The following is a 26,305-nucleotide window of genomic DNA, read 5'->3' as shown; positions in this document are numbered from 1 at the left end:
TGCAATCTATGTCGACGATCGGCAATGGTCAAGGGTCGAGTGCTACAAGTACTGGAATCTATGTTCGTAATTCGGAAACGGCGACTAAAATGCGAAGTAACCGGTTCCGGCATTAGTCAGGTGGAATGAGCAGTAGCGACCGATACTCGCGAACCTTCGATGTGCTGGAGTTGCTCGCGGGCCGACCCGACGGAATGACCGTCACGGAGATCAGCAAGCGGCTCGAACTGCCCATCAGTAGTAGTTACAACCTGCTGCAACGCGTGGTCACGACGGAGGTCGCCAGCGTCACCGATGACCTCCGGTATTCACGCGGCCCCGTTCCGTGCGCTCGAGATCCGGATTGTCGACGGCCTCGAGGTGCGGGCGGTAGCTCGACGTCGGCTCCTCGAGCTGACTCGTGAGACCGGTGACGACGTTTACCTCGCCGTCCCGTTCAGTCGCCACGTCGCCTACGTCGACCGATTCCCCCCCAGTCACTCTTCCTCCATGCCACCTCGGTCGGAAAGCTCTCCGCCACCTACGACGAGCAGCTGCGTCGCCGCCTGTTCAGCCAGGCACGGCCCCACCTGACCGAGCGCACTCTCACCGAACCCGAAGAGCTTGAAGCCGAGCTCGAACAGATTCGCCAACAGGGCTACGCCACGAGCCGCGAAGAGGCCAATCCGGCGTGGTCGGAATTGCGGTTCCACTTCGCACCGACAGCGTCATCGCCGCGATACACATCTCCGCCCACAGCGCACAGATGACCACAGAAGAAGAGACGCGACTACTGACCCGCAGCCCAAGTCGCGGCCGAGCAGATCGAGCGGAACCTGGGCCGAACCTCAAGCATCGACATCAACGCCACGACAGAAGAACCTTGAGCTGTGAGCTAGTGGCTCGTCTGGCAACCTTGGCCGGACAATGCGGGTATTCGGTCCACGTCCGGATCGGTGAGTCCGGCGCGAAGTTGGTCTTTGGTTCGGCGTGGGCGTTGCGCCATCGCATGTAGGCGGCGATGGTGGCGTTCTGCTCGGCGTGACTGCGGTGATCGGTCCCGTCCAACGCGAAGTACCGCAGCGCGGCGAACTCGGACTCGATCCAGTTCAGCCACGACCCGTAGGTCGGAAGGAATACCAACTCGACATCGTTGGCGGCGGCTTACGCCTTCACTGTCGGGTGCCGGTGCGGGGAGAAGTTGTCGAGGACGACGTATAACCTTTTCCCCGGGCCACCGGACTCGCAGCACGTTGAGCAGGCCCCGGAACTCGCGGCAACGCTTACGTGACCGGATTCGGTAATACATTCTGCCGCTGGCCAAATCAAGCGCCGCGAGCATGTGCATCACACCGTCGTAGCGGTGGTACGTGGCCCGATGCCGGTGCGGATGGGTGACCGGCCGCCGCCAGCACTTGCCCTTCGAGGCTGCAGGTTCAGCGGGCCGAACTCGTCGACACAGACCACCCGGCCCGTCGGCCGGTGGCCGGTCGTATAGGTCCAAGATCGCCTGCATTCTCGTCAACAAGTCCGGGTCGGTCGACACCTCCGCTGTGAAATATTGCGCCGTCGAGTCCGCCGGGACCGCGTGCCGCTGCGGCCGCCCGCAGCGCATCGCTGACCAGCCCGGTGCGCATGTGATCGGCGATCGACTAGCCCGCAAACCGCTTCGAACACAGGTCCAATATCGTTGCCAGATAGAGGAACTGATTGTCCCCGACGGGGACGTAGGTGGGGGTACCTCCCTGCACGAAGTGCTTGGGGGAATGTCCCCGACGTACTTGGTGTTCGGCGTGCTCGCGGTGAAGTCCCGCCGGATCAGATCCGGCACCGCGGCCGCGTCCGGGTCCGGGACGGTGGTGCGGACCGTCTTGCGCAGGTGCACGCCGACGATCCCGTGCTCGCGCATCACCCGTTCGACCCTTGTGGTTCACCTCGATCCCGGCGCCCCGCAGCTCGGCGGTCACCCGCGGCGCCCCGTAGGTGCCGTCGGAGTCGGCATGAATCACACGGATCCGCTCGGCCAGCTCCTCGTCGGCGCGGGCGCGTTCGGCGCGGGCCGGTGCGGCGGACCGCCACCGGTAGAAACCCGAGCGGGAGACTTCGAGGATCTGGCACAGCCACTTCACCGGAACGGTGTCACGGTGGTCGTCGACGAAATGGAAGCGGCTCACCAATTCGTCTCGCCCGCGAAATACTTCGCGGCCCTGCGCAGGATCTCCCGCTCGGTCTCGAGCTTCCGTATCCGGGCCTTGAGCAGCTTGTTTTCTTCCTCCAACACGAACTCGGACGATACCTCGCCCACCGGCGACGCCCCGTGGGACGGGCCGGCGGCCGCACCCGTGCGTTTGCGTTCGGCACGCACCCCGTTGCGTAGGGTTACGCGGCTGACTCCCAGGTCGTTGCCGATGCCCTCGAATGTGTTGCTCGGATCTGACAAGTACAACGCGACGCATCGGCCTTGAACTCCGCAGTACGCCTTCATCATCAGTGAAATCTCTTCCTCTGGGCCCTCACGGCCCAGTGTTCACGATGTCCACACTCAAGGGGGAACCCCCATGTGCGGTTGCGGCGGTCAAGACCGACCAGGAAGGTGTCGGGAGTGTGCGGGCGTTGCCTTTCACCACCAACCATCACAGTTGCCCGCCGTGAGCGTATGTGCGGTGGGCGCAGGTCGTCGCCGCGTTCGACGCGGCCGGGAGGCCGGGGGTGATCCGGTTGCTGCGCACCGCACCGGCGTTCGAGGGGCATGTGTGCCGGGCCGGGTTACCGCGGATGAAGGCACGGGCGCCGTTGTTCCGGGCGATCGCCAAGAACGGCAACCTTTCGATCGCGGCGTTGTCGGGGGCGTCGGTGCCGGTCCGAACAGCACCAAGACGAATCAGGGCACCCCTGCTGAGATGGGTTCACCATGCTCCGAATACCGCACCTTCGAATATCGACAGTCCGCCAGTAGTACGCCGACCCCGACACCGCAGCGGCAGGGCTGGGTAACAGCCCCCGCGGCTGGTCGTACCCCGCCGATACCGGCACGATTGGACGAACCCCGCCGATACCGGCACGATTGGACGCTGTTCGCCGACTGTTGCGAAGCCTGCGATCACCGGGCGTTGCCGACGCACCCGAGCGTGCTGGTCGAGTTCCTCGCCGACCATCCGACAGCCGAAGGCACCCAGCGGCGCCGGGTGACCGCCATCAACGCCGTCCACACCGGTGCGGGGTTGCCGGAACCTGGCCGCGCCGAGACGATCCGGCAACTGCTCAGCACCGCCCGAGCCGACCGGCTGGCTCGGGTGGGGGAGCGGGTGGCGGACGTCGTGCCCCGGATCCCGGTGACGGGGTGGCCGGGTGGCGTGTTCGGACGCCGCGACGCCCTGATCCTCACCCTCGCCGCTGCGGGCGTGAGCTTCGAACAGATCGCCCGATTACGCCGCACCGACATCATCACCGAAGACGATGCGCTAATGGTCCGGGTAGCGGAGACCTGGCTCCGAATCCCCACAGAGGAAGTGAATTCGGTTGATGTGCATTCGAACTGGATAGAAGTGCTGGGGTTCCTGGACCGGTATCCGAGCACCCGGCTACTGGCCGCCCGCCTCGATGCGAATGCAGATCTGACCGCGTTCACCGACCATGCTCGCTGTGACGATCGGCCGCTACTGACGATCGACCGCTGGGGGCACACACCCTTCGCCCCGACCCCGCTGACCGGGCACGCCGTTGCGGCAATTGTGCGTGCGCACTTGACCGGGCAGCCGCCAGTGCACAGAGGACCCCCGTCGCGGCGACCCCCATCGTCAGCTGAGGCGCAGAAAACCTTGTACGTCGCCGAAATTGAGTTGGAACAGGAGTATTACGACCGGGGCGTTGCGCCCCGCCGGGACGCCCACACTCACCTTGGGGACGTGACTGACCTTCTCGACAGTGTCGAAGACGAAGCGGATCGACTCCTCGCCGACCTGCTCGTGATCCTCGGCAACATCGACGAGGAATGATTGCTGGCTGTGTGCACGCACCATCCTGCATGTGGCTGCCCAGTAGATACGATCCAGTGAGAAGCCGTGATTGGCTACTAAACAGGCTGCGGGCATCTGATCCTGTACAGTCACGATCTGTTCTGATCGATGCCGTCCACAGCAATGGTGTTGGCGAGACGATGGCAACTCCTCAAGGTTCACTCAGACGGCAACGACCCATAACTCCATGCGGATCAGCACCGACACGCGATCGGACTTACTCACTGAGCTGCGTTCTAGCGAAGGTCGGGAAGGGGGCCACCGGCCTATTGTTGGCGTGTCCCCACCGCGCAGGAGAAGCGTGGCGGGGCACTCCGAAACCACACACGAGGGAGTGAGCGGATGCCTCAGCCGCAAGACGGCGGTTCCGAACCGCGGCGTCTCGGACCATTTCGTCGTCGGGTTGCGACAGATGCGCCGGAAATTGCCACGCCGACGAGCCTGACTCGCTATGTCGTGGATGGGCGCATGATTCGGGCTCCACGTGATGCGGCGGTTGCCGACACGCTGCGGTTCGCGCAGAAGGTACCGGGCCGGTTGGCGCTCTGTCTCTATCCGACGCCGTCGGCGGAGGACATTGAGGAACTGGCCGAAGCATGGCAGTTGCATCCGCTTCTCGTCGAGGATCTTCAGCACGCGGGCCAACGCCCGAAGCTGGAACGGTACGGGAATGTGCTGTTTCTGGTGGTGCGCTCGGCGCGCTACCTCGACGACGTCGAGGATGTCGAGTTCGCGGAGTTCCACGTTCTGGTTCGCGCGAACGCGGTCGCAGTGTTGTGTCAGGACGGGCGCTGGATCGACGGTGCAGACGAATCGAGCTTGGCCGAGACTATCGAGGAAGACAGTGACCGCACTCTGCGGGACGACGAAAACCTCTTCGCCCTCGGCCCGGAGGCTGTTGTCTACCGCCTGCTCGATCCCGTGGTCGACGGGTACCGGCCGGTCCTGAACGGACTTGCCATCGACAAGGAACAAATCGAGAAACAGGTGTTCAGCGGCGACCCCGCGGTCACTGAGCGGATCTACCGCCTCAGTCAGGAGGTCATCGACCTGAGTCAGGCGACCTCACCGTTGGTCGATGTACTCGGAGCCCTCAGGAGGGGGCACGTTCGATACGAGATTCCCGAACCTTTGCAGTCTTATCTGCAGGACGTCGCCGATCACCTGACCACAGTGGACACGCAGGTGTCCGGGCTGCGTGATGCACTGACCCAGATCCTGACGGTGAACGCGACGCTTGTGGCACAGCGGCAAAACGAGGACATGAAGAAGATTTCCGGGTGGGCGGCGATCCTGTTCGCGCCCACCCTGGTCGCGGCGATCTATGGGATGAACTTCGACGACATGCCGGAACTGCACTGGGGGTTCGGCTACCCGGCTGCTGTCGTCGCGATGGTCGCCTTCGCCGCGGTGCTGTATTGGACGTTCAAACACAAGAAATGGATGTGAATACGATGGGGGTCTGCGATCATCCCCCGGGTAGCCGACGGAAGTAGCAACTGCTGTCCCCGGATCACGAACCCATGCATGATCGCCGAAGCGTTGTACTTGCGTTCCAGTTAGAGTAGGTCCGGAATTTACATCAGCGTCGGGCTACGTGTGTGCCGAAATGCCTTCCGGCGGCCATCCGGGTAAGTACTTTTCCGGGGTCACGCGGATCGTGTTCAGGAATTCAGCCACCATGCGGTAGAGCCCGATCAGCATGACAACTCGACCAGCTGCGGCGAGCTCAGTAGCTGCGCGGGTCATCGAAAGCTCCCCGTTCGAAAGCTCCCCGATAGACGTCGCACCGTTCGACGTCGCACCCTTCGACGTCGCACCGTCGCCGGCACGACCAGGCGTGGAACGGTCCAGCCTGTCATTTTGAGTATTTGTGGCAATGAGGTACAGCCTCCCCGTCTCCGGGCCGCTCGCGGTCGGCGGGGAGGCAGCGTTATGAAGCCGACGGTCACGGTGCGGTGCATCAGTTGTCGCCGGGCAGTGCGTGAGGTCGTGCTTGTTTTGCGCCAGCGGGGCCGGGCGCAGCACAGATGCCCCGCGATCGCGGGGCGTCTTGTGATTGGTCCTTCCGGCGGTCCGACAATTCCGCCTGCCTGTTCACCGGTCCGGGGAAGAGATGGGAGACATGGGCGGCATTGCCGAGCACAGACCTCGTGCAATGCCGACCATGCGGTGTCGGCCCCGGATCCACCCGTGCCGACACAGGCTGGGGCCCAGATATTCGGGCCACCTGGTGATTACGTCATCGTTGTAAGCAGCAGCTGCGCTGCCGGCGCACCGATTTCGTCGAGATTTGCGCGGTGTGCTGGCCGCGGGTCACTGCGTGCTTGGTACGGACGAGATGAGCCGGCGGGGTGTCTTTTCGGAACGCGAGGCCGGGAGCCGGACGGTCCGACGGCGGAATGGTCGGCGCGGGACGGAAGCCCGCACCGACCTGGGGCTGCCACACGGGTCGAACCGCACATACATTCTGGTGGGTGGTCACAGTCGCCGTGCCGCGTGTGTGTCTGTGTCCAAGGCGTCGCGAGTGTCCGGGCGAGCCCCATTACCGACATGGTGGTGGTTATCGAGGGCCCATGCGCAGGGCGCCGTCCAGACGAATGGTCTCACCGTTGAGGTAGTCGTGTTCGACGATCATCTGGACGAGTTGCGCGTATTCGGCGGGCTGTCCGAGGCGGGAGGGGAACGGGACACCGGCCTCGAGTCCCTTGCGGTACTCGTCGGTGACGCCGGCGAGCATGGGGGTGTCGATGATGCCGGGGGCGATGGTGTTGACGCGGATGCCGAACTGCGCGAGGTCGCGGGCAGCGGGGACGGTCATGCCGTGCACGCCGCCCTTGGATGCGGAGTACGCGATCTGGCCGATCTGGCCTTCGAAGGCGGCGACGGAGGCGGTGTTGACGACGACGCCACGCTGCCCGGATTCGTCGACGGTGTCGGTCTTGGCGATGGCGTCGGCGGCGAGGCGCATGACGTTGAAGGTGCCGAGCAGGTTGACGGTGATGACGGTGCGGAACAGTTCGAGGTCGTGGGGGCCCTTCTTGGACAGGATGCGGCCGGCCCAGCCGACGCCGGCGCAGTTGACGACGATGCGGAGCGGCAGACCGGACTCGACGATCTTGTCGATCGCGGCCTGGACCTCGTCGCCGCTGGTGACGTCGGTGGCGAGGAGGGTGACGCCGTCGGGGACGTTGTCGCCGGCGCGTTCGATGGACTGCTGCAGGTCCAGTCCGAACACGGTGGCTCCGGCGTCGGCGAGACGCTTGGCGGTGGCGGCACCGAGGCCCGAGGCCGCTCCGGTGACCAGTGCAGCGGATTGTGTGATCTTCACCTGTTCAATCTGGACCGTGGTGTAGGGCCAGGTAGCTTCGATGGCTCGGGCAGGCCGGCGAGCCCGTCGCAGCAGGTGATGAGCACGTCCTTGATGCCGCGATTTGCGAGTTCGGCGCATACCCCGGCCCAGAACGTGGCAAAAGCGCACATGTTCGTGCGAACGTGTGCGAGGTGGCGCCTGAACTGTCACGGGTTCGGCAGCCGGGCGGTATCGACGCGGTCGGAGAGGTAGGCGATGACGGCCTCGTTGGTCATGCCGTAAGCGGCGGCGACGAGTTTCGCATCGACCGTGCCGACGAGGTCGACCAGCCGGGTGGAGCGCAGGATTCTGGGTTGAATACCGACCGCGCGCAGGGTGTGCTTGATGTAGGAGTCGGAGGCGGCCGTGCGGGTGGCCTTGGTATGCCTGGTGATCAGCGCATGGGAGTTTCTGCTGCCAAGGTTCCGACGGTGCAGGCAACGGTGCAGCGCGGTCCAGGTCCACGGGTTCAACGGAGTGGGCTGCGGCCGACGTCCCAGCCTGATGCGGTGCTGGAGATGGTCGATTTCGTCGTCGGTGAGGTGCTGCAGGTCTTGGGTGGTGGCGCCGTGCAGCAGGGCGGCCAGCCCGACGAACCCCTCGTGCGGGTGTACGTGGGCGTCGGTGCTCCATCGCCGGAATAATTTCGCTCTGGTGCTCGACGGAAAGCGTCGGTCCGCGGAATGCCATGGTCTGCGGCGCTTGCACCCCTGCGGTGGGGTCGATGAGCAGCAACCGTCGGCGCAGCGCGTAGCGGCAGAACTGCCGCAGGCCGGTCAGATAGAAGGAGCGCCGGCGGGGATGCGCGTGCAGGAACGCTTCGATGTCGCCGACATCGACGACGGCCCAGTCGGTTTGCCGCGGCGGGTGGTCAGAAACTCGGTGAAGTCGCGCAGAGCGGTCAAGCGCGCTTCGAGTGTGGCGTGCCCGCGGGGGTGGGTGCCGGTGCGGCGGGCGCGGTCGCGGCCGGCGACCAGGTGCTCGGCGAACCCGATTACCGCCGGTTGCAGTGGTGCGGGCACCGCGTTGATGCGGGACTGCCGTCGACTGGCCGCGCGGCGTTCCTCCCGGTCCGGCGGCAGTGCCAATTTGCTCGCGGAGGAAGTCCTCGAGGGCCCGCGCGAGGGGCAGGTCGGCGGCGACAGCGTCCAGTAGTGCCTGCGGATGCACCGGGGCATCGTCGGTCAGGTGCTTGCCGAGTCGGGTGAGCATGGCGCACGCGCGGCTGGGGTGATGGCGGCCGACCAGGTAGGCGGCGAAGGTGCCCAGCCAGCATGGCGGATCTTCCAGTGCATCAGTTAGATTGGCCGCGCGGACGGTGATCCTGTACGGCGAGCGTGCCCAACAGCATCGGCATCGCCCAGCACCGTAGAGCCGGGTGACCTGGCCGCAGTCGACGCAGGCCGCGTCTGGATTCGGTGGCCGGCCCGGATGTGAACACGGGCCGCACCAGGCGGCGTTTGGAGCAACGCGAGCAGTCGGCTCGATCGGCGTCTCGCCGCTGACGCCGGGGACATTCCTTGCACAGGTCACGGTCGACGAACAGCACCGGGGCCTGGCACTGCCGGCAGGTGCACGAGCAGCGCACGCAACGACCGGTGCGCGGCTGCAGCACCCGGTCGGCACCGCAGCCCGGGCAGCGATGTTTGATTGGAGCATGCGAGGCCGCCCAGTGGCAGCGTGCACACAGGTCACGGTCGGGTTTGTCGACCGCGCGGCCGCAGCGGCGGCAGTCCCGGATCCGGCGGGTCATGCTCAGATCGGCGGCATCGACCGGCCCCGCCGCGACGCGTGCGTGTCGTTCGCCGCGACCCTGGTCGGGCTCGACGAGATCGGTTGTGCGACTGGGGTGGTATCGATGTCGAACAGGTCGTTCGGTGTGCAGTCCAGGGCGGTGCACAGCGCGATCAGGGTGGTCAGCTTGATCTGGCTGGGTTGTTTGGTGAACAACGCCGACACCGACGCCGAGGACAGTTCCAATCCGGCCTTCTCGGCGAGCAGCCGTTGCAGCTGGGTGCCGGTCCAGGCCTCGCGTTGGGCGGCGGCCATCCGGAGTTTCCACCTGATCTGCATGCTTACTCCTGTCCGGTCAACTCGGTCCACGCCGCCGAGATCGCGCGTTGGTAGGCGTCTTCGATGAACGTTTCCGACGGGCGCACGTACCGCATGGTCGACGCGACCAGCGGAACGTTCGGTACTCGACCGGAATTTCAACGACCGAGCCAGGTATGTGCGGTCCGTTCAGTTACGAAGTGTTGGAGCTGAACCGGACCTGGTGGGTGACCACGGCGTCCGGGGCCGTCTACGACATCGTCACCGGCGCCTCGGCCGGTGGCGGCTACATGGCTGGCGGTGGTTACGGCGGCCACCACGGTAAGTCGTTGGGCCGAGAGCGCATCGAGAGCGAGGTCTATCCGATCGACGGATCCGTGACCCAACGCACGCTCGATTCCTCACTCACCGACCGGTTGTGCGCGTTCGTTTGGGATGGGCGGCCGGGCTCGGCCATTTTCGTTCGCGTTGAGTGGGTCCTCCTCGTACGCCTACTCCCGGACACTCCGCCGAGCGGAGTCGCGTCAGCGTCGTAGGCGGCCGAGTAGATCGACGGTGCCGCGCGACGGTTCCGCCGCAAGTTCGGCCAACCGGTCGCGGCAGGCGCGAAACAACTCGAGCACTCGGTCGTCGTGGCCGAGGTCGCCGGCGATTCGCATCGCCAGGCGCCACGAGCTCTCGCGGTACGGCGAATTGTTGAGCACGGCGCGGACCCGATCGTCTGCGCCGAGTAGGTCGCCTGCCTCGTAGGCCGCCTCGGCCGCCTCGGCGCGAAGGGACTCGCGCTCGAGGTCGAGTTCGCGGCGGATTTCGGCGGCCCAATCGGCAGTGCTACCGGGAAGGTAGTCTGTACCCGACATCGAGATGGCGCGATCCAGCGCGATGAGTCGGTTCGGTCCCCGCGTCAGCAGCGACTCGGCGGCCACGTCGGTGAACTCCACATAGTCACTGAACACGGCGGGCATCGCACATCTGAGCCTCCCGTCCACCACCTCGACACAGTTCGGGCCGAGCACGTTCCGCAGGCCGCCGAGTGCTCGGCGAAGGTACGCCTGGGCGCGGTCGTCGGTGCTCCCGTCGAACAGGTGGTACAGGACCGCCGAGCGTGGCACCCCGTCGCGGTGCCGGGGCAGCGTGAGGAAAGCCAGTAGTTCGGTACTTCGGGAGAGTTTGGGATCGACCTCCCGGCCGTCCAGCTCGATGCACTTCTTGTCGAGGTCGCGGATCCTCACCACGGGTAGGCCCAGGTCTGTTCGCGGTTGCGAGCGCCGGCGTCGAGAAAGCAGGCCACGGCCGAGCCGTCGCCACCCGGCGGGGGCACAGGATTCTGTATCGAGACGACGGGACAGGACGAGGGGGAACTCACTTAGCGCCTGCAACAGGAGGTGGTCGGATCCCTGAATCTCAGCCGCGGCGAGGGCGGCATCGGCTGCCCGGTCGACCAGCGACTCGTCACCGGCGTGCCACGCCGCCTCGGCCAGATAGACACCGGCGAACGGGACGTACAGTTGGCGGTCCCAGCGGAGCATGTAGTCGAGTGAGTGTGTCAGATTTGTCTGTGCGGAATCGAAACGATGACTCAGAAGGTCGGCGAGCCCCATCCAGAGAGGGAGCTGCTCGACGACACGACGGTGCTGATTCGAGGTCGGGTCGCGGTCGAGTGCCGCCAGAATTCGGCGAGCGGTGCCCACGTCGTTCCGGTAGCGCAGCGCAACCGACGCGGAGAGCAGCAGATGGAGCTGGTGGCAGTAGCGACTCGAACGCCGAGCCACTTCGCCCGACTCGCTCAGTAACACCATCGCTTCCTCGTTCCGTCCTAGGTCGAGAAGCAGTTCCACCCTCATCCGATTGAGGGCAGGAGACAGCTCCGGCTCACTCCAGTCCGCGAGCAGCTCTTCGGCCTCGTGGAGTCGACCGGATGCGCGTAGCGCGCCGACCCGGCTGGATCGGGATGCGTTCCACGGTGCCGGGGCGGAATCGGTCAGCAGCGTGAGGCGTCCGTGCACGAGGTCGAAACGATGGAGCATCCCGTCGACCGCCTCTCCACAATCCGGCGAGCGGTCGCGGTAGTGGAGCTCCGACCCCACCGCATCGAGCCCGATTCCGGAGATCCATGCGTCAGTAATGGCGCTTGGTCGGGCCAACGCCAGTACGTCCATCGCATTGGCTTGCCGACCGACGTGGCTGAAGCATGCCGCCATCACCCCTACGAGACTCGGCTCGAGACCTCCGCGATCCACTTCGGTCCGATTCAGCTCGAGCAGGCGATCGGATATCTCCGCCCCTCGGGACCACGCCTCGCGGTCGACTGCGATCAACAGCTCACCGCGGATCATCGGTACCGACTGCTCCACGAAGCGGGCATCGATTCTTCCGAGCCAGCTCGCCAACAGCGCCACGTCACCGCGAGCGAGGGCACCCGGAACCGCGGCCTCGACGGCGCGCCGGGCGAGCGGGAGATCTCGCGCGGCGAAGGCCGGCTCAACGGCGTCGGCGGGGCGCCCCGAATCGAGTAGCAGCAGGGCATGCCGCCTGTGTACGTCCTCCGCGAGTACCGGGTGGTTGTCGAGGCGCCGCCGTAGGTATTGCCGGAAGCGTGGATGGCAGAGGAGTTCGCTGCCGTCCGCGGACGTCCACAGGGGTAGGAACCGCCCTCGGAAGGAGGCCATGGTCTCCTGCGCCGAGGGTAGGCCGAGACTGATCGCGGCGTCCGCGGTCACATGCTCGAGCACCGATGTGGCCGTGAGAAACCACTGTTGCGTCGCGGTCAGGTCGGCCATGATCTCCGCGGACAGGTATCCGCTCAGTGGGTCGGCTTCGCCGCCATGTCCGTGAGCGTGCTCAGGTGAGCGCCACGCCTCGAAGAGCACCCCGGTGATCCATCCGCCGGTGGCGCGCACGGCATCCGCAGGGTCGATGTGCTCGACATGGTGGAACTGTTGCAGAATCGTTGTGGCCTCGTCGATGTCGAGTGAGAGGTCGTTCTCCTCCAGTCGGCCGATGCCGCCTACTCCGAGGCTGCTTCCGACGCGCAGAGTGATGTTGCGGCGTGATATCAGGATGATGCGGGCGGAGCCGGGCAGAGCGCGCAGGAAGGCGCCCAGCGTTGTCAGCGCACCCGGCGCGTCGGCGACGACCTCGAGCTCGTCGAGCACGATCGTGACGCTCAGGTCGGCGAGCGCCTCCGCGAGCAGTGCCGCGGCTTCGACGTGCGGCACGCCTCTCCGGAGTGCCTCCGACGCGGACCGTCCGAGCCGGTCGTCGACCACGGCCACTGCGGCCTCCAGATGAGTCAACAACCGTCCGGCAGCCATGTCCGACTCGTCCAACGTCAACCACGCCACGGTATCGAGATCGGTTCGAGTGACCATGTCCACCACCGCAGTGGTCTTTCCGGATCCCGCAGTGCCCACCACCCAGACCACCGGATGGCGCGCGCACAGCGCGGCCAGGCGGTTCCGGACGCGGTCTCTGGGTACGACCCACTCGTTCAGGCGGGGCACGAGGAACTTCGGCCTCATCCAGTTGTTGCCTCCGTAGCGCTGACGACCGATTTCGCGTGGATTTCGCCCACGAGGTTAGTTTCACGGCGCACTGGCGGCAATGCTTTCCCCCCGACGCGGTGGAGGTTTGTACAGCAGATGCGGACGTCCCGTCGCCATCATGGGACGTCGCGTTGGCGACCCGTCCACACGGCCTGCCGGCGCGATGTCGGACACCCGGGAAGGCCGTCCGAACGGCACGAAACGCCCTCGAATGGAGAAAGTCACACAGCGGCCGGCGAAACGCTCTGGTCGGCCAACGGCCACCGATCCTAAAGTGCGTGACACAAGTCACTCGGCTTGCCGGGTGGGTAATGCATTACGCCGCAGCATTGCCTGCGCACATTCAACTTATGAAGGGACCTGTTTCATGCATTGGAACAAGCCTGCTGGAATGAGCCGTCCTCGGCGGCGTGCCCTGGGCGCAATCTCGATCGCCATGGCGGGTGCGTTGTCGCTCGGCGCGTGTGGCGTAGGCGCAACGAACGGTGGAGGGGCGACATCCGAGGCCCAGCTTTCCGCGGCTGCGGCCAACGTCGAGTCCTATGGTCAGGTTCCCGAGTGGACCGCCCCGGGTCCCGCGCTCGACGTCTCCCAACTGCGCGGGAAGCGCATATTCGTCATCCCGATCACCAGCGGGTCGGCGTTCGAGGTACAGGTGGAGGAGGCGGAGAAGGAGATCGCCTCGAAGCTGGGGATCGACATCACCTTCTACACGAACCAGGGCACCGTCGCCGAGTGGGTGCAGGGAATGAACGCCGCGATTGCGGCAAAGCCGGATCTGATCTTTCTCGAGTCCGCTCCCGACCCGCGTCAGCTCCAGCCTCAGCTGAAGGCAGCCGGGGAGGCCGGTATACCCGTTGTCGCCTCGCACATCTGGGACAAGGGCGACCCGAACCCTCCGGCGTGCACCGGCTGTGAGGGGCTCGATGCCATCGTTCGCGGCCCGTTCGCGGATTCGGGTCGGATGATGGCCGACGCCGTCATCAACGACTCCAAGGGCAAGGCCAACGTCCTGATGGTGGGAATTCAGGGCATCAATTCGGGCGACATCGTGAACAAGGCGCAGAGCGAGGAGTACGAGCAGAACTGCCCCGGCTGCCGGGTCAAGGAAATCACCCTGACCTTGGATCAGATCAGCGGCGGTGCGCTGCAGGCGGTTACGAGCGCACTGACGAGTGACCCCACGATCGACTACATCGTGCCGACCTTCGATATCCTCGTCACGGGGGTGGTCGCGTCGATGAACACGGCCAACCGATCCGAGGGTACGAAGGTGGTCTCGTTCGGTGGCACCTCGGATGTCATGGCTCTCCTCGCGGACCCGAAGAGCCCGGTCATTGCCGACGTCGCCGAGCCGATCAGGTGGTCGGCCTACGCGAATCTGGATCAAGCATTCCGCCTGATGCTGGGGATGGCGCCGGCCCTCGAAACCACGCCCGCGCGACTCTTCGACAAGTCGAACGTGTCGGAGGCGGGTGCTCCGGCGTACACCGGCGGCTTTGGCGACGCCTACGTCGACGGCTACCTCGAACTCTGGAGTGTGAACGGGTGAACACGCAATCCACGACACCGGAGTCGGGTCGGACAGAGGAACCGCTCCTTCAGCTCAGCAATGTGTCGAAGTCCTACGGCTCGACGAGGGCGCTGAGTGACGCGACGCTCTCGCTCAATGGTGGTGAGATTCACGGACTGCTGGGGCAGAACGGATCAGGCAAGAGCACCCTGATCAAGGTCCTCGCCGGCGTCGTGACACCGGATTCGGGGTCACTGCGCCTTCGGGGTGAGGACATCCCGCTGCCCCTCACCACAAGCGAGTCCGACCGTCTCGGGCTCAGGTTCGTCCACCAGAATCTCGGGTTGGTCGATTCCCTCAGCGTGGGGGAGAACCTCCTGATCCACCGGTTCGCGAGCGGTCACCGACACATCAATTGGGGGTCGCTGTTCGCGGAGGCACGCAGTGCGCTCGATCTGTACGGGCTCAACATCGACCCACGTGCAACAGTCGGTTCCCTGACGTCGCTCGAACGGGCACAGGTGGCGATCGCGAGAGCGCTCGCGCCGATGCGTGACGACCGAGCTGAGCGCCGGAGCGCGATACTCGTGCTGGACGAGCCGACCGTCTACCTGCCGAAGAAGGAAGTCGGCGTCCTGTTCGACATGCTAGATCGTGTGATCGACGACGGTCACGGAGTTCTCCTCGTGACCCATCGGCTGAGTGAGTTGCTGGAACACACCTCGCGGGTGTCCATCCTGCGCGACGCGCGGATCAGGGACACGGTCGAGACCTCGACCACGACGGAGAACACCCTCGTCGAGCTCGCGGTGGGCTCCGGCTGGCGTGATTCGGATTCGACCGTGCCGGCGCCTGCGAACCCGGACGGCGACACGCTCGAACACAGTGTGGCGGTGCAGGATCTGCACACCCAACATCTGAGCGGATTCGGCATGCGTCTGCGAGCAGGGCAGATCCTCGGCCTCACCGGGCTCGCGGAGAGTGGCTACGAGGAGGTGCTGTACGCGCTCTTCGGGGCATCGGACAAAGCAAGGGGTGTACTCGAACTCGATGGCACCCGGGTTCAGCTGGACAAGCTGAATCCTGCTGCTGCCATCGCTGCCGGTATCGCGCTGGTCCCGGTGAACCGGCTGGCACAAGGTGTCGCCGGAAGCGCGAGCATCGAAGAGAGCGTGACGTTGCCGGTGCTGAATCACTATTTCCGTAAGGGCAGACTCCGATTGGCCGAAGCGACGGCTGGTAGCACCGATGCCATCAAGCGCTACGGCATCGTGGCGACCGGTCCCGCCGCGCGGGTCGACACCCTCTCTGGAGGCAACCAGCAAAAGGTCCTGATCGCCAAGTGGCTTCAGAAGCAGCCATCCCTGCTGTTGCTCCACGAGCCGAGTCAGGGCGTCGATGTACGTGCACGCCACGATATCTGGCGATACGTCCGGGAAGCAGCGGCCGGATGTCCCGTCCTGGTGGCGAGCTCTGACTACGACGAACTTGCCGAGCTGTGCACCGAGGTTGCGATCGTGGCCGACGGAATCGTCCTCAAGACGCTGACCGGTGACCAACTGTCGGCAGATGTCATCGCCGCGGAAACCCTGAAACTCCCGGGCAGACCGGGCATGAGTAGCGAAGGAGGAGAGGCAGCGTGAGCATCTCCGGGGAAGCGACAGTGGAGCGGGTATCGCCCGCGCCGAAGCGATCGAAGACAACTCCGCAGCGCCGTGCGGGGCGGCGATGGGATCTCGAACCGGTGGCCTTGCCGGTGACGTGGATCGCGGTGATCGTCCTCTTTGCGATTCTGATGCCGGGGGTATTCCTGACTCAGGCCAACATTTCGTCCATCCTCTCCTCTCAAGCCGTCCTCGTGGTGGTCACACTGGCGGTGGTCATACCCTTCACCGTCGGCGACCTCGACGTCTCGGTGGGTTCGGTCGTTGGCCTCTCCGCGATGCTGACCGCAATCCTGAATGTTCAGCACGGAGTCACCGCGTGGATCGCCGTGTTGATCGCGATCGTCGTCAGCGCCGCGATCGGTCTCTTCAACGGAATCGTCGCGACCCGCATGAACGTCGATCTTCTGATCGTGACGCTGGGCACCGGAAGCGTAATCACCGGCATCACAGCCTGGATCAGCCACCAAGCGACCGTTGCAGGTGTGTCTCAGGGGCTTGTCGACGCAGTGGTGGGTTATCGAATTCTCGGGATCGCTCCGGAGTTCTACTACGCGATGATCATCGCCGTAGTGCTCTTCTATCTGTTGCATTACACACCCTTTGGTCGGCGTATGCTGATCGTCGGGCAGGCCCGTGACGTCGCGACTCTGTCGGGAATCAAGGTCAACCGAGTTCGTGTCACCGGGCTTGTGTTGTGCTCCGCCCTGGCCGGTTTCGCTGGGGTGCTGTATGTCGGGACGAGCGGTAGCGCCATGCCGACGGGCGGGGCCGAGTTGCTGTTGCCGGCGTTCGCCGCGGCGTTCCTCGGCGCCACTTCGATCGTGCCGGGTCGGTTCAACGTCTTCGGCTCCGTCATCGCGGTGTACTTCCTGGTGACCGGGATCAACGGGCTGCAACTGCTCGGTGCACAGACCTACGTTCAACAACTCTTCTACGGCGGCGCACTGGTCGTCGCGGTATCGGTCTCGTCGGTGGTCCGCGAACGTCGCAGACGACGTGGGACCGCTCAGGCGGAACTCGCAATGGAAATCGACACGGCAGCCAAGGAGGCAATCAAGTGATCACCCGAGCGGACTTCGACTTTCACGAGAACGACGGGACGGACCGTACGTGGACCGAAACGATCGGGGGCGTGTTCTCCGTGCCGGAGGCGGGCATTCTTGCCAATGTCTACGTCCTGGCGCGCCCGAATCTCGGTGTGGTCACCTCCTGTGTCAACGTGCACCAGGGCTTGTGCCCCAACCCTTACGAGATCGACTTTCACGACCCGCAAGTGCACCTCCCCTGTCCCACGAGCCTGTCTGACTTCCGCCTCGACAGCGGCCTGTCCGTGACGGTGGACGACGACTGCGGCTACCACTTCGGCTACCGCAGCGACGACGGGAAGTGCGAGTTCGACCTCGACTTCAGACCGGTGATGCAGCCGTGGGACATGCACGACGCGAGCGTGAATCCGCTGCTTCCGCCGGAAGGTGTGGTCGCTGCGAGCGAGACAGGGCTGGGGGCGGGGTGGGCGCACGGCCACTTCGACCTGGTCAACGAGATTACGGGTACTTTGCGTCTGCGCGGCCGCAACTACGACGTCCACTGCGTGGAGGGCATGGATCACAGTTGGGGTCCGCGCCCGGAGACGGGCGGCCAGGATGTCGCCGTCACATGGTTGCACGTGACCCTCGGCCCGCGTTTCGCCATGCACCTCGCAGTTGCACTCGAACTCGAGAACGGCGTGGTCACCTACGGACCGCTCCGCTTCGGCTATGTCGTTGAGGACGGGGAGTTGGTTGGCATCTCCTCCGCGGAGATCACCGCCGAGGTTGAGAACCTGATCCCCGTTCGCAACCACATTCGCGCGCGGGATTCACGCGGCAGGCGGTACGAGTTCCGCGGTGTCTCCGTCGGCGGCGCCCCGTGGTACTCCTGGAACCCGTTCACCTGCTCGTTCTCCAGCCTGATGAAGTACGAGGACGGTGCGGGGCGTGTCGGACACGCCATGATGACCGACGTCTACGGCCTCGAATTCCTCGCGGCTCGCATGTCCCGTCACGGGATCGCGGAACTGCGTAGCGCCCTCAGCGATGTGACGCGATGACCGCGCTCGACGTCGCGGCCAACGATGCTCCGTCGTCTGAGCTGGCTACTCGGCTCGCCGCGGAGTTCCAGACGGATCCCGACCTGGAGCTCTCGCTCGCACGGAAGCTGGCTCGACGGTCCGACGGACCGTACCGACCGGTCACCGCCGAGGAGCTGGCGCAGTGCCTTCGGGCAATGCTGACGGATGTGCTGCACGATGACTTCGTCGTGAGTGGTGAACGCTGGTTGACGGGCGGCGCCTCGAAGATTCAGCTCGGGTTCACGCTGGAATGGATCGGACCCGACCGTGCCCGGCGCCGGGACGACATGATCCTCAGGATGGACCCCAGCGAGTCGCTCAACACCACAAACAAGGACCGCGAGTTCGAAATGGTTCGAGCACTGAACGGGACGCTGCCGGTACCGACACCGCACTGGGTCGATGCGGAGGCCACGTGGTTCCCGGAGCCGGCGCTGGTCTACGGCATCATTCCGGGTGTCGCGAAGCCCGTTGCCGCGCAGACGGGCAGGGTCGTCGGTCTGGGCACCAACTTCGGCCCGGATCTCCGCGGCCGGCTTGCACCGCAGTTCGTCGAGAACCTCGCGGCACTGCACCTGTGCGATCTCGCGGAGGCCGGGCTGAAGAACACTGCGCGACCCGAGATCGGTACCACGCAGAACGCGCTGTGGCGGCTCAACTACGAGCGGCGGATCTGGGAGGAGGACCGAGGTGAGGATTGTGCGCTGATGGAGCTGGCCTCGGCATGGATGTACGAGAACCTGCCGATCCTCGATCGGGTCAGTGTCGTCCACGGCGACTACCGTAGCGGTAACTTCCTCTTCGACGAGGCATCGGCGAGCATCACCGGTTGGCTGGACTGGGAACTCACCCACCTGGGAGACCGCCACTGGGATCTTGCGTGGTGCATACAGCCGCTGTTCGGACATCTCGCCGAGGACGGGTCCAGCTTCCTCGCGAGCGGACTGCTCCCGATCGACGAACTGCTCGCCCGATATGAACAGGCGTCCGGGCTCGGTGTCGACGAGAAACGGCTGACCTGGTTCCGCGTGCTCATCTGTTACTCGATGATGGTCAAGACCATTGCCTCGAGTTATCGGGTTGCACGTCTTGGTCGTTCACATCAAGACGTGCTTCTGGCGCGGCTCGAGGGCTCGCGGAGCGTCATCGAACTCGAATTGTTGCGTCTCCTGGACGGAGTGGTGTGATGGATTACAGCAACATCTCGGTGCGTGCATCGATCCGAGCGCTGGAGACCGTGGTCAGACCCGCAGTGCAGGCTACCGCCGACGCTCAGGCGCAGGACCAGCTCGGCCTGGTGGTCGATGCCCTTCGATTCCTCGAACATCGGATGTCCATCCTTCCGCAGAGGGACGAATTCTCCACGCGCACAGCTGTCCACCTGGCCGGCGAGCTTGCCGGTGTGGTCGCTTCCACGGATCCGGACATCGCTGCCGAGCTGCGATCTGCATGTCGGGAGGAGGACGCCACCGGTGTGGTGCGGGACCTTCTGCGCAGCTGGCCGTCACTGGTCGACGAAGACACACGTCGCTCGATCGCGCGGCTGGTCCTGGCGAGCGAACGACGACGGGTGGAGGCCGACCGAGCGTGGTTCGCGCCGCTCGGCTTCGACCCGGAACCCGAATCCATCCCGAGTCTCACCGAGGCCTGGTCATGACGCGAGGTGGAACAATGATGCGCCGTACATCCCTGTTGCTGGACAACGACGACCCGTCGGGCAAGCGTAGGGCCGAGCTGAGAGCGAGGTTCCCGACCGATCCCAGCTTTCAACACGCGATCGACCTCAAGTTCGCCCGCCGCGCGGGCCGCGAGTGGACGGGGGTCGATCTTGACACGATGACCGCTGCTGTCCGACGTCTCGTCATTGACGAATGTGGTACGGAAGCAATGGTGACCGGCGCCCGCTGGCTCACCGGAGGTGCCTCCAAGATTCAGATGGCCTTCACCCTCGTGCTTCCCGACGAGGAACCTCGGGGGCTTCTGGTGCGGATGGACCCTGCAGAGACCCTCAACGCCACAATCAAGACGGTCGAGCGTGATCTGCTCGCCGCGATCGGTGGCGCGATCGCGGCTCCACAGGTGTTGTGGGTGGATCAGGACGCGAATTATTTTCCCGAGCCGGCCCTAGTGTGCTCGATGATTCCTGGTGTCACCAAGCCCACGGACACGGGTTCCGGCCAGGTGACCGGGCTCGGGACCAATTTCGGAGAGCGCCTGCGCGCCACCCTCGCGCCCCAGTTCGTGGACAATCTGGCGACACTGCACGGCCTGCCCGCGGACGGGATGGGGACGCCGGCTCTGACCGTGCCCGAAGTCGGAACGACGCAGAACGCTCTGTGGCGGATGAACTTCGAACGTCAGCTCTGGGAGCTGGACCGAGCGGAGGAATGCCCGCTGATGGATCTGGCGGCCCTCTGGATGGAGAACAATCTCCCCGTCCTCGACCGCGTCAGCGTCGTACACGGCGACTATCGCAGCGGCAACTTCCTCTTCGACGAGCGCTGCGGTCGGATCCTCGGTGTACTCGACTGGGAATCCGGGCACCTCGGTGATCGCCACGCTGACCTCGCCTACACGACGCAGCCGCTCTACGGCCATATCGCCGAGGACGGCAGAACTCTGCTCGCCGGGGGCCTGCTTCCGGTGGAGCAACTGTTCGAGCGCTACGAGGCGGCCTCGGGGCTGAGCGTCGATCCGAATCGGCTCCGCTGGTACTCGGTCCTCGCGAGCTACTCGGCCGTCGTCAAGACGCTCGCGACCGCGATGCGAGTCGCACGACTCGGCCGCTCACACCAGGACCCGCTCCTGGCGCGTCTCGAGGGCACGGTCCCGACGTTGCTCCGGCAGTTGACCCACCAACTCGAGGAGGTGCTCTGATGGATCACATCCCCACCACTGCTCGCGCATCGGCGCGGACCATGGACAACCTAGTCATCCCGGCGCTGCTGGAGAGCGGTGACGGACCTGCTGTCGAACAGGCGCACCTGATCCGGGACTTCCTGCAGTTCGTTGCGGATCGCGTGCACCTTGTCGGCCCCCGGATCGCATTTCAGCTACGCCATGCCGTCGGCTTGGCCGAATCGGTTGTCGTCGAGGCCGGCCACCCCACGGGCTCGGCCGTCGTCGCGCTGTCCGACGCACTCGCACAGGCCAGGGGAGCGGAGTCGCTCGAACCGGACGAACTGATGGACCTCATGGACCTGCTGCAGCGGAGGATGTTCGCCGTTGTCCGTCGGACCTCGGAGCACGGGGACGGCGTCGTGGCGGCGCGGCTGCAGCGCCTGGTTCTCGACGCGATGCGCGAGCGCGTGGAGGCGGACCGGGCGTGGCTCGCACCGATGGGCTTCGACCCCGAGCCGTCGACGATCGGTGATCTTCACGCGCTTCACGGCATCGGCAGCGAGCACAATCGCCAACCCTCGGAACTATCACAGGAGCGCCAGTGAACACACTCGACTACTCCCACTTCTACATCGGCGGCGACTGGATTGCTCCCGCCGGTCGGCAGACCCTCGACGTGATCAACCCTGCCACGGGTCAGCGGGTGGGCTCCGTACCCCGCGCCGGCGGAGCCGACATCGACAACGCCGTGTCCGCCGCCCGCAAGGCCTTCGACGACCCGGACGGCTGGTCGCGCTGGACGCCCACTCGACGCGCGGAGACGCTCGAACGGTTTGCGACCGAGCTCGAGAATCGCGCCGGTGAGATGCCGCAGCGGGTCAGCATGCAGAACGGCATGCCCATCACCGTCGCAGAAGGCTTCGAAGGCTCGTTCCCGCCTGTGATGATCCGCTACTACGCGGACCTGATGCGCGAGCTCCCTGCAGAAGAGCGCCGACCCGGATTGCTCGGCGGCACAACCCTGGTGGTACGCGAGCCCATCGGCGTCGTCGGGGCAATCACTCCGTGGAACGTTCCCCAGGGCATCTCGTCGCTGAAGGTGGCGCCGGCACTTGCCGCGGGCTGCACGGTGGTACTCAAGCCCGCGGAAGAGACCGTTCTCGACGCGATGTTGTTGGCGGAGGCGGCGCATGCGGCCGGTCTCCCGGCAGGTGTGCTGAACGTCGTTCCCGGCGGCCGCGAGGTCGGCGCGCATCTTGTTGCGCACCCCGGTATCGACAAGGTGTCGTTCACCGGATCCACCGCGGCGGGGCGCTCGATAGCCGAGACCTGTGGTCGCCTGCTGCGTCCGGTCACGCTCGAGCTGGGGGGAAAGTCGGCGGCGATCATCCTCGACGACGCTGACCTTACCTCGCGGCTCGACAGCCTGTACGGCGTCACCCTGCTCAACAACGGTCAGGTGTGCTGGCTCAACTCGCGAATCCTCGCCCCGCGGTCGCGCTACGATGAGATCGTCGACGTGGTCTCCGATCTGGCCCGATCGCAGGTTGTCGGTGACCCGCTGGACCGGAACACGACCGTCGGACCCCTAGTGTCCGAACGGCAGCGCGCGCGGGTCGAGGACTACATCGCGAAGGGCAAGAGCGCCGGTGCCCGCCTCACAGCCGGTGGGGGGCGGCCGAACCTCGACGCGGGGTGGTTCGTCGAGCCCACGGTCTTCGCCGACGTCGACAGCACCTCGGTGATCGCCCAGGAGGAGATCTTCGGTCCGGTGCTCACGGTGATCCCCTACACGGACGAGGCCGACGCGGTTGCCATCGCGAACAACACCGAATACGGGCTGGGCGGGACGGTGTGGACGGAGGATGCCAAGCGTGGCGAGCGGATTGCGCGGCAGGTCCGGTCCGGAACCATCGGCATCAACGCCTACGCGAACGATCCCACAGCACCGTTCGGCGGGGTCAAGTCGAGTGGGTTGGGGCGGGAGCTCGGTCCCGAGGGCCTCGCCGCGTTCCTCGAGCTGAAGTCGGTCTACCTCGACCCCACGCTCTCGTGAGCGTGTCACATTCCCGCAGACCGTATCGATTTGTCCGGAGGCATCATGAAAATTAGCGCCGCTCTTGCCACTGCGCCCCACACCGAACTCGAGTTCCGTGAGGTTGATCTCGACGCTCCTCGTCCCTGCGAGGTCCTGGTCGAGATCAAGGGTGTGGGCCTCTGCCATACCGATCTCGCTGCACGTGACGGGATCTACGGACTGCCCTATCCGATGGTGCTCGGCCACGAGGGAAGCGGGATCGTCGTCATGGTCGGCTCCGAGGTGACATCGGTTCGGCCCGGCGACGCTGTCGCGCTCTCCTTCAGCAGCTGCGGTAGCTGCAACCCGTGCTCGAACGGACGTCCGGCGTACTGCAGCCGTTTCACCGAAGAGAACTACATCGGAACCCGGCCGGACGGCTCGACGCTGATGTCGGACGAACAGGGCGTTGTGCACAGCCACTTCTTCGGCCAATCGTCCTTCGCCACCCACGCCATCGCGAACGAACGCAATGTGGTCAAGGTGGATCCGGAGCTCGTGGAACTCGTCGGTCCCCTCGGATGTGGCCTGCAGACCGGGGCCGGAGCGATCATGCGGTCCATGGCATGCCGACCCGGATCGAGCCTGATGATCCTCGGCGCAGGCCCGGTTGGCCTGGCCGCGGTGATGGGCGCTGTGATTCAGGGCTGCGCCGAAATCATCGTCGTCGAGCCGCACGCCACGCGACGTGACCTGGCGCTGGAGTTGGGCGCGACACGCGTACTCGATCCCGGTGCCAGCCCGGCGGCCGGCCAGGTTCTCGAGTTGGCGCCGAGCGGCGTCGACTACGTGTTCGACACCACCGGGAGAATCGAGATGATCCAACAGGGAATCGAGACGGCTGCGAGCAACGCCGTCGTCGGTCTGGTCGGAGTACCGGCCGACTTCTCCGTCGACCTACCTCTGAACATCGTCGCGACGATGCAGAAGGGCCTGTGCGTCAAGGGAATCGTCGAGGGTGACAGTGATCCGCAGGTCTTCGTCCCCGAACTCATCGAGCACTACAAGGCGGGGCGGTTCCCGTTCGACCGACTGATCACGACATTTCCCCTCGCGCAGATCAACGAGGCGGTCGCAGCCCAGCACCGGGGTGAGGTCGTCAAAGTTGTCCTCGTTCCCGACTCCTGACACGGACCACCATTCCAAACTAGTGATTCGGAGACCTCATGATTTACCCGCACGACGCAGACTTCCACCCCAGCGACCCGTCGATGACGACATGGGCGGAGACGATCGGATTCTGGTTCGCCGTGCCCGAGGCGGACATCTACGGCAACATCTACGTGCTATGTCGTCCGAACGTCGGTGCGTCGTACTCCTCGATCAATGTGATCCAGGGCCACAACCACCACCCGTTCTCGGTGGACTTCACCGACCCGCACATGCACGTGCCCTGCCCGGACTCGATGTGCGACTTCTCGTTGCAGAACGGATTGCGCGTCCAGGTGACCAAGGCGCCCAACAACTATCACTTCGTGTACGAGTCGCCCGCCGAGGACGCCTGTTCGCTCGATCTCGTGTTCGAGGGCGTCATGCCAGCCTGGGACCCGAACGATCCGTCCGAGAATCCGCTGCTCGGACAGCCGGACAAGACCGACCTCGGGCTGGGAGATGCCTGGGCGGGAGGTCACCTCGACTTCGTCGGACGGGTCACTGGCACCCTCACGGTGCGTGGAAAGACCTACGCCGTCGACTCCATGGGGGGCATGGATCGGAGTTGGGGACAGCGCACCGAGCTCGGGCAGGCCGCGATCAGCTACCTCCACATCCCCTTCGACGACGATCTCGGCTTCCACGTCGTCACCGGTATCGAGCTCGATCGCGGCCAGGTGAATTACGAACCGCTCCGATTCGGCTACGTCTACGACCAAGGCCGGGTCTTCGGGCTCACGGACGTCACCATGCACGGCGCGCAGGCACAGGGCCTGCTGCCGTTCTCGAACGTCATCAGCATGACGGACTGCCGGGGCGAGAGCTGGACGGTGCGGGGTGTCGCGGTGGCGAACGCACCGTGGTACACGTTCAGTCCGTCGTATGTCACGTTCCAGGGACTGATGCGCTACGACCTCGGGGACCGCGCCGGTTTCGGCCTTCAGGCCGACACGTACGGCATCGAGTTCCTCGCGGAACGGACATCTCGCCACGGTCGGTTGACGTCCACCGCGTACGGCCCTGGAATCTGACGGGTTTCGTTCCGCGCCGGCGGTGACGCCTGCATCGACCGACCGACTGGGGGATCGATCCCGGCCGCGCCGCCGACTGGCTGCGCTCGGGTGCCGTACGTGAGGCCGCCGCGGAGACCTGACCTGAACTGCCGGACGATCGGCGTCCGGACCACCACGAAAAAGCCTTGCGGCGACCACCTGGGATCGCCGAACTGAGAAGGAGTGACCTCGTGACCGAGCCCACGACATGGGAAACGTTCACGCTCGACCGGCCGGAACCCGGCATCGCCGTCGTGACGTTGAATCGCCCCGAACGAATGAACTCGATGACGAACACCATGTTCATCGAATTGGAGAAGGTTGCGCTGCAACTGGATCACGAACACGACCTCCGCGTCGTGATCCTCACCGGCGCAGGCAAGGCGTTCTGCGGCGGATTCGACCTCGACGACGCCGAAGGTTTGTCCTCGATGACGCCAATGGGCATGCTGGACCAGCAGGAACTGGCTGCACGCGCCCTCTCGGCGATCCGCAGCATCCGCGTCCCCGTGATCGCGGCGGTCAACGGTGCGGCCGCGGGCGGCGGACTGTCCCTGTCCCTCGCCGCCGACATCCGGATCGGTTCGCCGACGGCACGGTTCAACGCGGCGTTCGTGCGGATCGGCCTGTCCGCAGGCGACCTGGGAGCCTCGTGGCACCTGCCCCGCCTCATCGGTCCGGCACGCGCAGCCGAATTCGCCTACACCGGTCGCTTCATCGAGGCCGTGGAGGCCGAGTCCCTCGGACTGCTGAACGCGGTCGTTCCGGCCGAGTCGCTGCTCGACGAGGCGTTGGCGATGGCGCGCCTCATCAGTGCGAATTCGCCTGCCGGTGTGCAGATGTCGAAGCGTGCGCTCCACGCGAACATGGAAGTGTCGTCGTACGCCGCCGCGCTCGAACTCGAGAATCGCGGGCAGGCACTGCTCACTCGCGGCGACGACATGCCCGA

Annotated in this window: 25 protein-coding genes and 4 pseudogenes; 19 read left to right on the top strand and 10 right to left on the bottom strand. The window is 65.3% G+C overall.

The window, feature by feature from the left end; genetic code table 11:
- Positions 1–125: 125 nt before the first annotated feature.
- Positions 126–248 (top strand): annotated as a pseudogene (locus MLGJGCBP_RS54515) (helix-turn-helix domain-containing protein); the annotation flags it as partial.
- A 40-nt stretch (positions 249–288) separates the two neighbouring features.
- On the opposite strand, the gene MLGJGCBP_RS52595 reads toward MLGJGCBP_RS54515, so the two are convergent.
- Positions 289–480, bottom strand: a complete 192-nt coding sequence (locus tag MLGJGCBP_RS52595) for a hypothetical protein (RefSeq protein ID WP_236581624.1) — start codon at positions 478–480, stop codon at positions 289–291.
- Between MLGJGCBP_RS52595 and MLGJGCBP_RS44545 the strand changes: the two genes are divergently transcribed.
- The gene (locus MLGJGCBP_RS44545; RefSeq protein ID WP_160102630.1) at positions 465–749 is read left to right on the top strand and encodes an IclR family transcriptional regulator domain-containing protein; all 285 of its coding nucleotides are present in this window, start codon (positions 465–467) and stop codon (positions 747–749) included. The genes MLGJGCBP_RS52595 and MLGJGCBP_RS44545 overlap by 16 nt on opposite strands.
- A 91-nt stretch (positions 750–840) precedes the next feature.
- Here MLGJGCBP_RS44545 and MLGJGCBP_RS44540 read toward each other — a convergent pair whose 3' ends face one another.
- Positions 841–1,122, bottom strand: coding sequence for a transposase (locus MLGJGCBP_RS44540; RefSeq protein WP_160102604.1), 282 nt, complete (start codon positions 1,120–1,122; stop codon positions 841–843).
- Between the two features lie 407 nt (positions 1,123–1,529).
- Positions 1,530–2,454, bottom strand: a pseudogene (locus tag MLGJGCBP_RS44535) (IS3 family transposase); the annotation flags it as partial.
- Positions 2,455–2,533: 79 nt separating this feature from the next.
- On the opposite strand from MLGJGCBP_RS44535, the pseudogene MLGJGCBP_RS52590 reads away from it, so the two are divergent.
- The 3 genes and pseudogenes from MLGJGCBP_RS52590 to MLGJGCBP_RS44520 form a co-directional block, all read left to right on the top strand.
- A pseudogene (locus MLGJGCBP_RS52590) lies at positions 2,534–2,835 on the top strand (integrase); the annotation flags it as partial.
- A 179-nt stretch (positions 2,836–3,014) separates the two neighbouring features.
- Positions 3,015–3,974, top strand: a complete 960-nt coding sequence (locus MLGJGCBP_RS44525; RefSeq protein WP_236581623.1) for a hypothetical protein — start codon at positions 3,015–3,017, stop codon at positions 3,972–3,974.
- A gap of 489 nt (positions 3,975–4,463) precedes the next feature.
- The gene (locus tag MLGJGCBP_RS44520) at positions 4,464–5,444 is read left to right on the top strand and encodes a magnesium and cobalt transport protein CorA (protein ID WP_236581622.1); all 981 of its coding nucleotides are present in this window, start codon (positions 4,464–4,466) and stop codon (positions 5,442–5,444) included.
- Positions 5,445–5,588: 144 nt separating this feature from the next.
- Here the strand turns inward: MLGJGCBP_RS44520 and MLGJGCBP_RS44515 are convergent, their stop codons facing one another.
- The 4 genes and pseudogenes from MLGJGCBP_RS44515 to MLGJGCBP_RS52585 all read right to left on the bottom strand — a co-directional run bounded on the left by MLGJGCBP_RS44515 (position 5,589) and on the right by MLGJGCBP_RS52585 (position 7,820).
- A complete protein-coding gene (locus MLGJGCBP_RS44515) occupies positions 5,589–5,744 on the bottom strand; it encodes a hypothetical protein (protein ID WP_160102598.1) in 156 nt (51 codons plus the stop codon).
- 814 nt (positions 5,745–6,558) lie between these two features.
- Positions 6,559–7,326: an SDR family NAD(P)-dependent oxidoreductase gene (locus MLGJGCBP_RS44510; RefSeq protein WP_160102626.1), complete on the bottom strand. Its 768-nt coding sequence runs from the start codon at positions 7,324–7,326 to the stop codon at positions 6,559–6,561.
- A 9-nt stretch (positions 7,327–7,335) separates the two neighbouring features.
- Positions 7,336–7,466 (bottom strand): annotated as a pseudogene (locus tag MLGJGCBP_RS44505) (transposase); the annotation flags it as partial.
- Positions 7,467–7,514: 48 nt separating this feature from the next.
- Complete coding sequence (locus tag MLGJGCBP_RS52585) at positions 7,515–7,820, bottom strand: hypothetical protein (protein ID WP_236581621.1); 306 nt, start codon at positions 7,818–7,820, stop codon at positions 7,515–7,517.
- Positions 7,821–7,865: 45 nt separating this feature from the next.
- Between MLGJGCBP_RS52585 and MLGJGCBP_RS53360 the strand changes: the two genes are divergently transcribed.
- Positions 7,866–7,991 (top strand): hypothetical protein, encoded by a 126-nt coding sequence (locus tag MLGJGCBP_RS53360; protein ID WP_268960813.1) that lies wholly within the window; start codon positions 7,866–7,868, stop codon positions 7,989–7,991.
- A gap of 132 nt (positions 7,992–8,123) precedes the next feature.
- Here MLGJGCBP_RS53360 and MLGJGCBP_RS52580 read toward each other — a convergent pair whose 3' ends face one another.
- Both MLGJGCBP_RS52580 and MLGJGCBP_RS44495 read right to left on the bottom strand, forming a co-directional pair.
- Positions 8,124–8,435, bottom strand: coding sequence for a hypothetical protein (locus MLGJGCBP_RS52580; RefSeq protein ID WP_236581620.1), 312 nt, complete (start codon positions 8,433–8,435; stop codon positions 8,124–8,126).
- A 667-nt stretch (positions 8,436–9,102) separates the two neighbouring features.
- Positions 9,103–9,420 (bottom strand): helix-turn-helix domain-containing protein, encoded by a 318-nt coding sequence (locus tag MLGJGCBP_RS44495; protein WP_160102596.1) that lies wholly within the window; start codon positions 9,418–9,420, stop codon positions 9,103–9,105.
- A gap of 155 nt (positions 9,421–9,575) precedes the next feature.
- Here MLGJGCBP_RS44495 and MLGJGCBP_RS44490 point away from each other — a divergent pair, with 155 nt between their 5' ends.
- A complete protein-coding gene (locus MLGJGCBP_RS44490; RefSeq protein WP_328799667.1) occupies positions 9,576–9,935 on the top strand; it encodes a hypothetical protein in 360 nt (119 codons plus the stop codon).
- Here the strand turns inward: MLGJGCBP_RS44490 and MLGJGCBP_RS44485 are convergent.
- The gene (locus MLGJGCBP_RS44485) at positions 9,924–12,920 is read right to left on the bottom strand and encodes a BTAD domain-containing putative transcriptional regulator (protein ID WP_160102594.1); all 2,997 of its coding nucleotides are present in this window, start codon (positions 12,918–12,920) and stop codon (positions 9,924–9,926) included. The genes MLGJGCBP_RS44490 and MLGJGCBP_RS44485 overlap by 12 nt on opposite strands.
- Before the next feature lie 415 nt (positions 12,921–13,335).
- On the opposite strand from MLGJGCBP_RS44485, the gene MLGJGCBP_RS44480 reads away from it, so the two are divergent.
- The 12 genes from MLGJGCBP_RS44480 to MLGJGCBP_RS44425 all read left to right on the top strand — a co-directional run.
- A complete protein-coding gene (locus tag MLGJGCBP_RS44480) occupies positions 13,336–14,496 on the top strand; it encodes a sugar ABC transporter substrate-binding protein (RefSeq protein WP_160102592.1) in 1,161 nt (386 codons plus the stop codon).
- Entirely contained in the window at positions 14,493–16,100 is a 1,608-nt protein-coding gene (locus MLGJGCBP_RS44475) for a sugar ABC transporter ATP-binding protein (protein WP_160102590.1), read from the top strand. Before MLGJGCBP_RS44480 ends, MLGJGCBP_RS44475 begins: the two co-directional genes overlap by 4 nt.
- On the top strand, positions 16,097–17,185 hold the full coding sequence (locus MLGJGCBP_RS44470; RefSeq protein ID WP_201453316.1) for an ABC transporter permease: 1,089 nt from the start codon (positions 16,097–16,099) through the stop codon (positions 17,183–17,185). Before MLGJGCBP_RS44475 ends, MLGJGCBP_RS44470 begins: the two co-directional genes overlap by 4 nt.
- Positions 17,182–18,213, top strand: coding sequence for a DUF7064 domain-containing protein (locus tag MLGJGCBP_RS44465; protein ID WP_160102588.1), 1,032 nt, complete (start codon positions 17,182–17,184; stop codon positions 18,211–18,213). Before MLGJGCBP_RS44470 ends, MLGJGCBP_RS44465 begins: the two co-directional genes overlap by 4 nt.
- Complete coding sequence (locus tag MLGJGCBP_RS44460; protein WP_160102586.1) at positions 18,210–19,421, top strand: phosphotransferase family protein; 1,212 nt, start codon at positions 18,210–18,212, stop codon at positions 19,419–19,421. The genes MLGJGCBP_RS44465 and MLGJGCBP_RS44460 overlap by 4 nt, the downstream gene beginning before the upstream one ends.
- Positions 19,421–19,891 (top strand): hypothetical protein, encoded by a 471-nt coding sequence (locus tag MLGJGCBP_RS44455; protein WP_160102584.1) that lies wholly within the window; start codon positions 19,421–19,423, stop codon positions 19,889–19,891. Before MLGJGCBP_RS44460 ends, MLGJGCBP_RS44455 begins: the two co-directional genes overlap by 1 nt.
- 14 nt (positions 19,892–19,905) lie before the next feature.
- Entirely contained in the window at positions 19,906–21,111 is a 1,206-nt protein-coding gene (locus tag MLGJGCBP_RS44450; RefSeq protein ID WP_236581618.1) for a phosphotransferase family protein, read from the top strand.
- A complete protein-coding gene (locus tag MLGJGCBP_RS44445) occupies positions 21,111–21,680 on the top strand; it encodes a hypothetical protein (RefSeq protein ID WP_160102580.1) in 570 nt (189 codons plus the stop codon). The genes MLGJGCBP_RS44450 and MLGJGCBP_RS44445 overlap by 1 nt, the downstream gene beginning before the upstream one ends.
- Positions 21,677–23,131: an aldehyde dehydrogenase gene (locus tag MLGJGCBP_RS44440; protein WP_160102578.1), complete on the top strand. Its 1,455-nt coding sequence runs from the start codon at positions 21,677–21,679 to the stop codon at positions 23,129–23,131. The genes MLGJGCBP_RS44445 and MLGJGCBP_RS44440 overlap by 4 nt, the downstream gene beginning before the upstream one ends.
- A gap of 45 nt (positions 23,132–23,176) precedes the next feature.
- Positions 23,177–24,280, top strand: coding sequence for an NAD(P)-dependent alcohol dehydrogenase (locus tag MLGJGCBP_RS44435; protein WP_160102576.1), 1,104 nt, complete (start codon positions 23,177–23,179; stop codon positions 24,278–24,280).
- Between the two features lie 38 nt (positions 24,281–24,318).
- Entirely contained in the window at positions 24,319–25,335 is a 1,017-nt protein-coding gene (locus MLGJGCBP_RS44430) for a DUF7064 domain-containing protein (protein ID WP_160102574.1), read from the top strand.
- 212 nt (positions 25,336–25,547) lie between these two features.
- On the top strand, positions 25,548–26,305 hold a 758-nt coding region (locus MLGJGCBP_RS44425; RefSeq protein ID WP_160104013.1), incomplete at its 3' end, for an enoyl-CoA hydratase/isomerase family protein.

This window comes from Rhodococcus sp. T7, from assembly GCF_009872365.1.
In the GTDB taxonomy this organism is placed as follows: domain Bacteria; phylum Actinomycetota; class Actinomycetes; order Mycobacteriales; family Mycobacteriaceae; genus Rhodococcus_F.
Note: the sequence above shows the minus strand (reverse complement) of the source record. Positions and strands in the feature narration are given on the sequence as shown.

Excerpts from the sequence above, each read along its gene's own strand:
- MLGJGCBP_RS44520 (WP_236581622.1), top strand. The coding sequence starts at position 4,464 with ATGATTCGGGCTCCACGTGATGCGGCGGTTGCCGACACGCTGCGGTTC.
- MLGJGCBP_RS44515 (WP_160102598.1), bottom strand. The coding sequence starts at position 5,744 with ATGACCCGCGCAGCTACTGAGCTCGCCGCAGCTGGTCGAGTTGTCATG.
- MLGJGCBP_RS44490 (WP_328799667.1), top strand. The coding sequence starts at position 9,576 with ATGTGCGGTCCGTTCAGTTACGAAGTGTTGGAGCTGAACCGGACCTGG.
- MLGJGCBP_RS53360 (WP_268960813.1), top strand. The coding sequence starts at position 7,866 with ATGGTCGATTTCGTCGTCGGTGAGGTGCTGCAGGTCTTGGGTGGTGGC.
- MLGJGCBP_RS44460 (WP_160102586.1), top strand. The coding sequence starts at position 18,210 with ATGACCGCGCTCGACGTCGCGGCCAACGATGCTCCGTCGTCTGAGCTG.
- MLGJGCBP_RS44480 (WP_160102592.1), top strand. The coding sequence starts at position 13,336 with ATGAGCCGTCCTCGGCGGCGTGCCCTGGGCGCAATCTCGATCGCCATG.
- MLGJGCBP_RS44450 (WP_236581618.1), top strand. The coding sequence starts at position 19,906 with ATGATGCGCCGTACATCCCTGTTGCTGGACAACGACGACCCGTCGGGC.
- MLGJGCBP_RS44495 (WP_160102596.1), bottom strand. The coding sequence starts at position 9,420 with ATGCAGATCAGGTGGAAACTCCGGATGGCCGCCGCCCAACGCGAGGCC.
- MLGJGCBP_RS44455 (WP_160102584.1), top strand. The coding sequence starts at position 19,421 with ATGGATTACAGCAACATCTCGGTGCGTGCATCGATCCGAGCGCTGGAG.
- MLGJGCBP_RS44485 (WP_160102594.1), bottom strand. The coding sequence starts at position 12,920 with ATGAGGCCGAAGTTCCTCGTGCCCCGCCTGAACGAGTGGGTCGTACCC.
- MLGJGCBP_RS44435 (WP_160102576.1), top strand. The coding sequence starts at position 23,177 with ATGAAAATTAGCGCCGCTCTTGCCACTGCGCCCCACACCGAACTCGAG.
- MLGJGCBP_RS44445 (WP_160102580.1), top strand. The coding sequence starts at position 21,111 with ATGGATCACATCCCCACCACTGCTCGCGCATCGGCGCGGACCATGGAC.
- MLGJGCBP_RS44430 (WP_160102574.1), top strand. The coding sequence starts at position 24,319 with ATGATTTACCCGCACGACGCAGACTTCCACCCCAGCGACCCGTCGATG.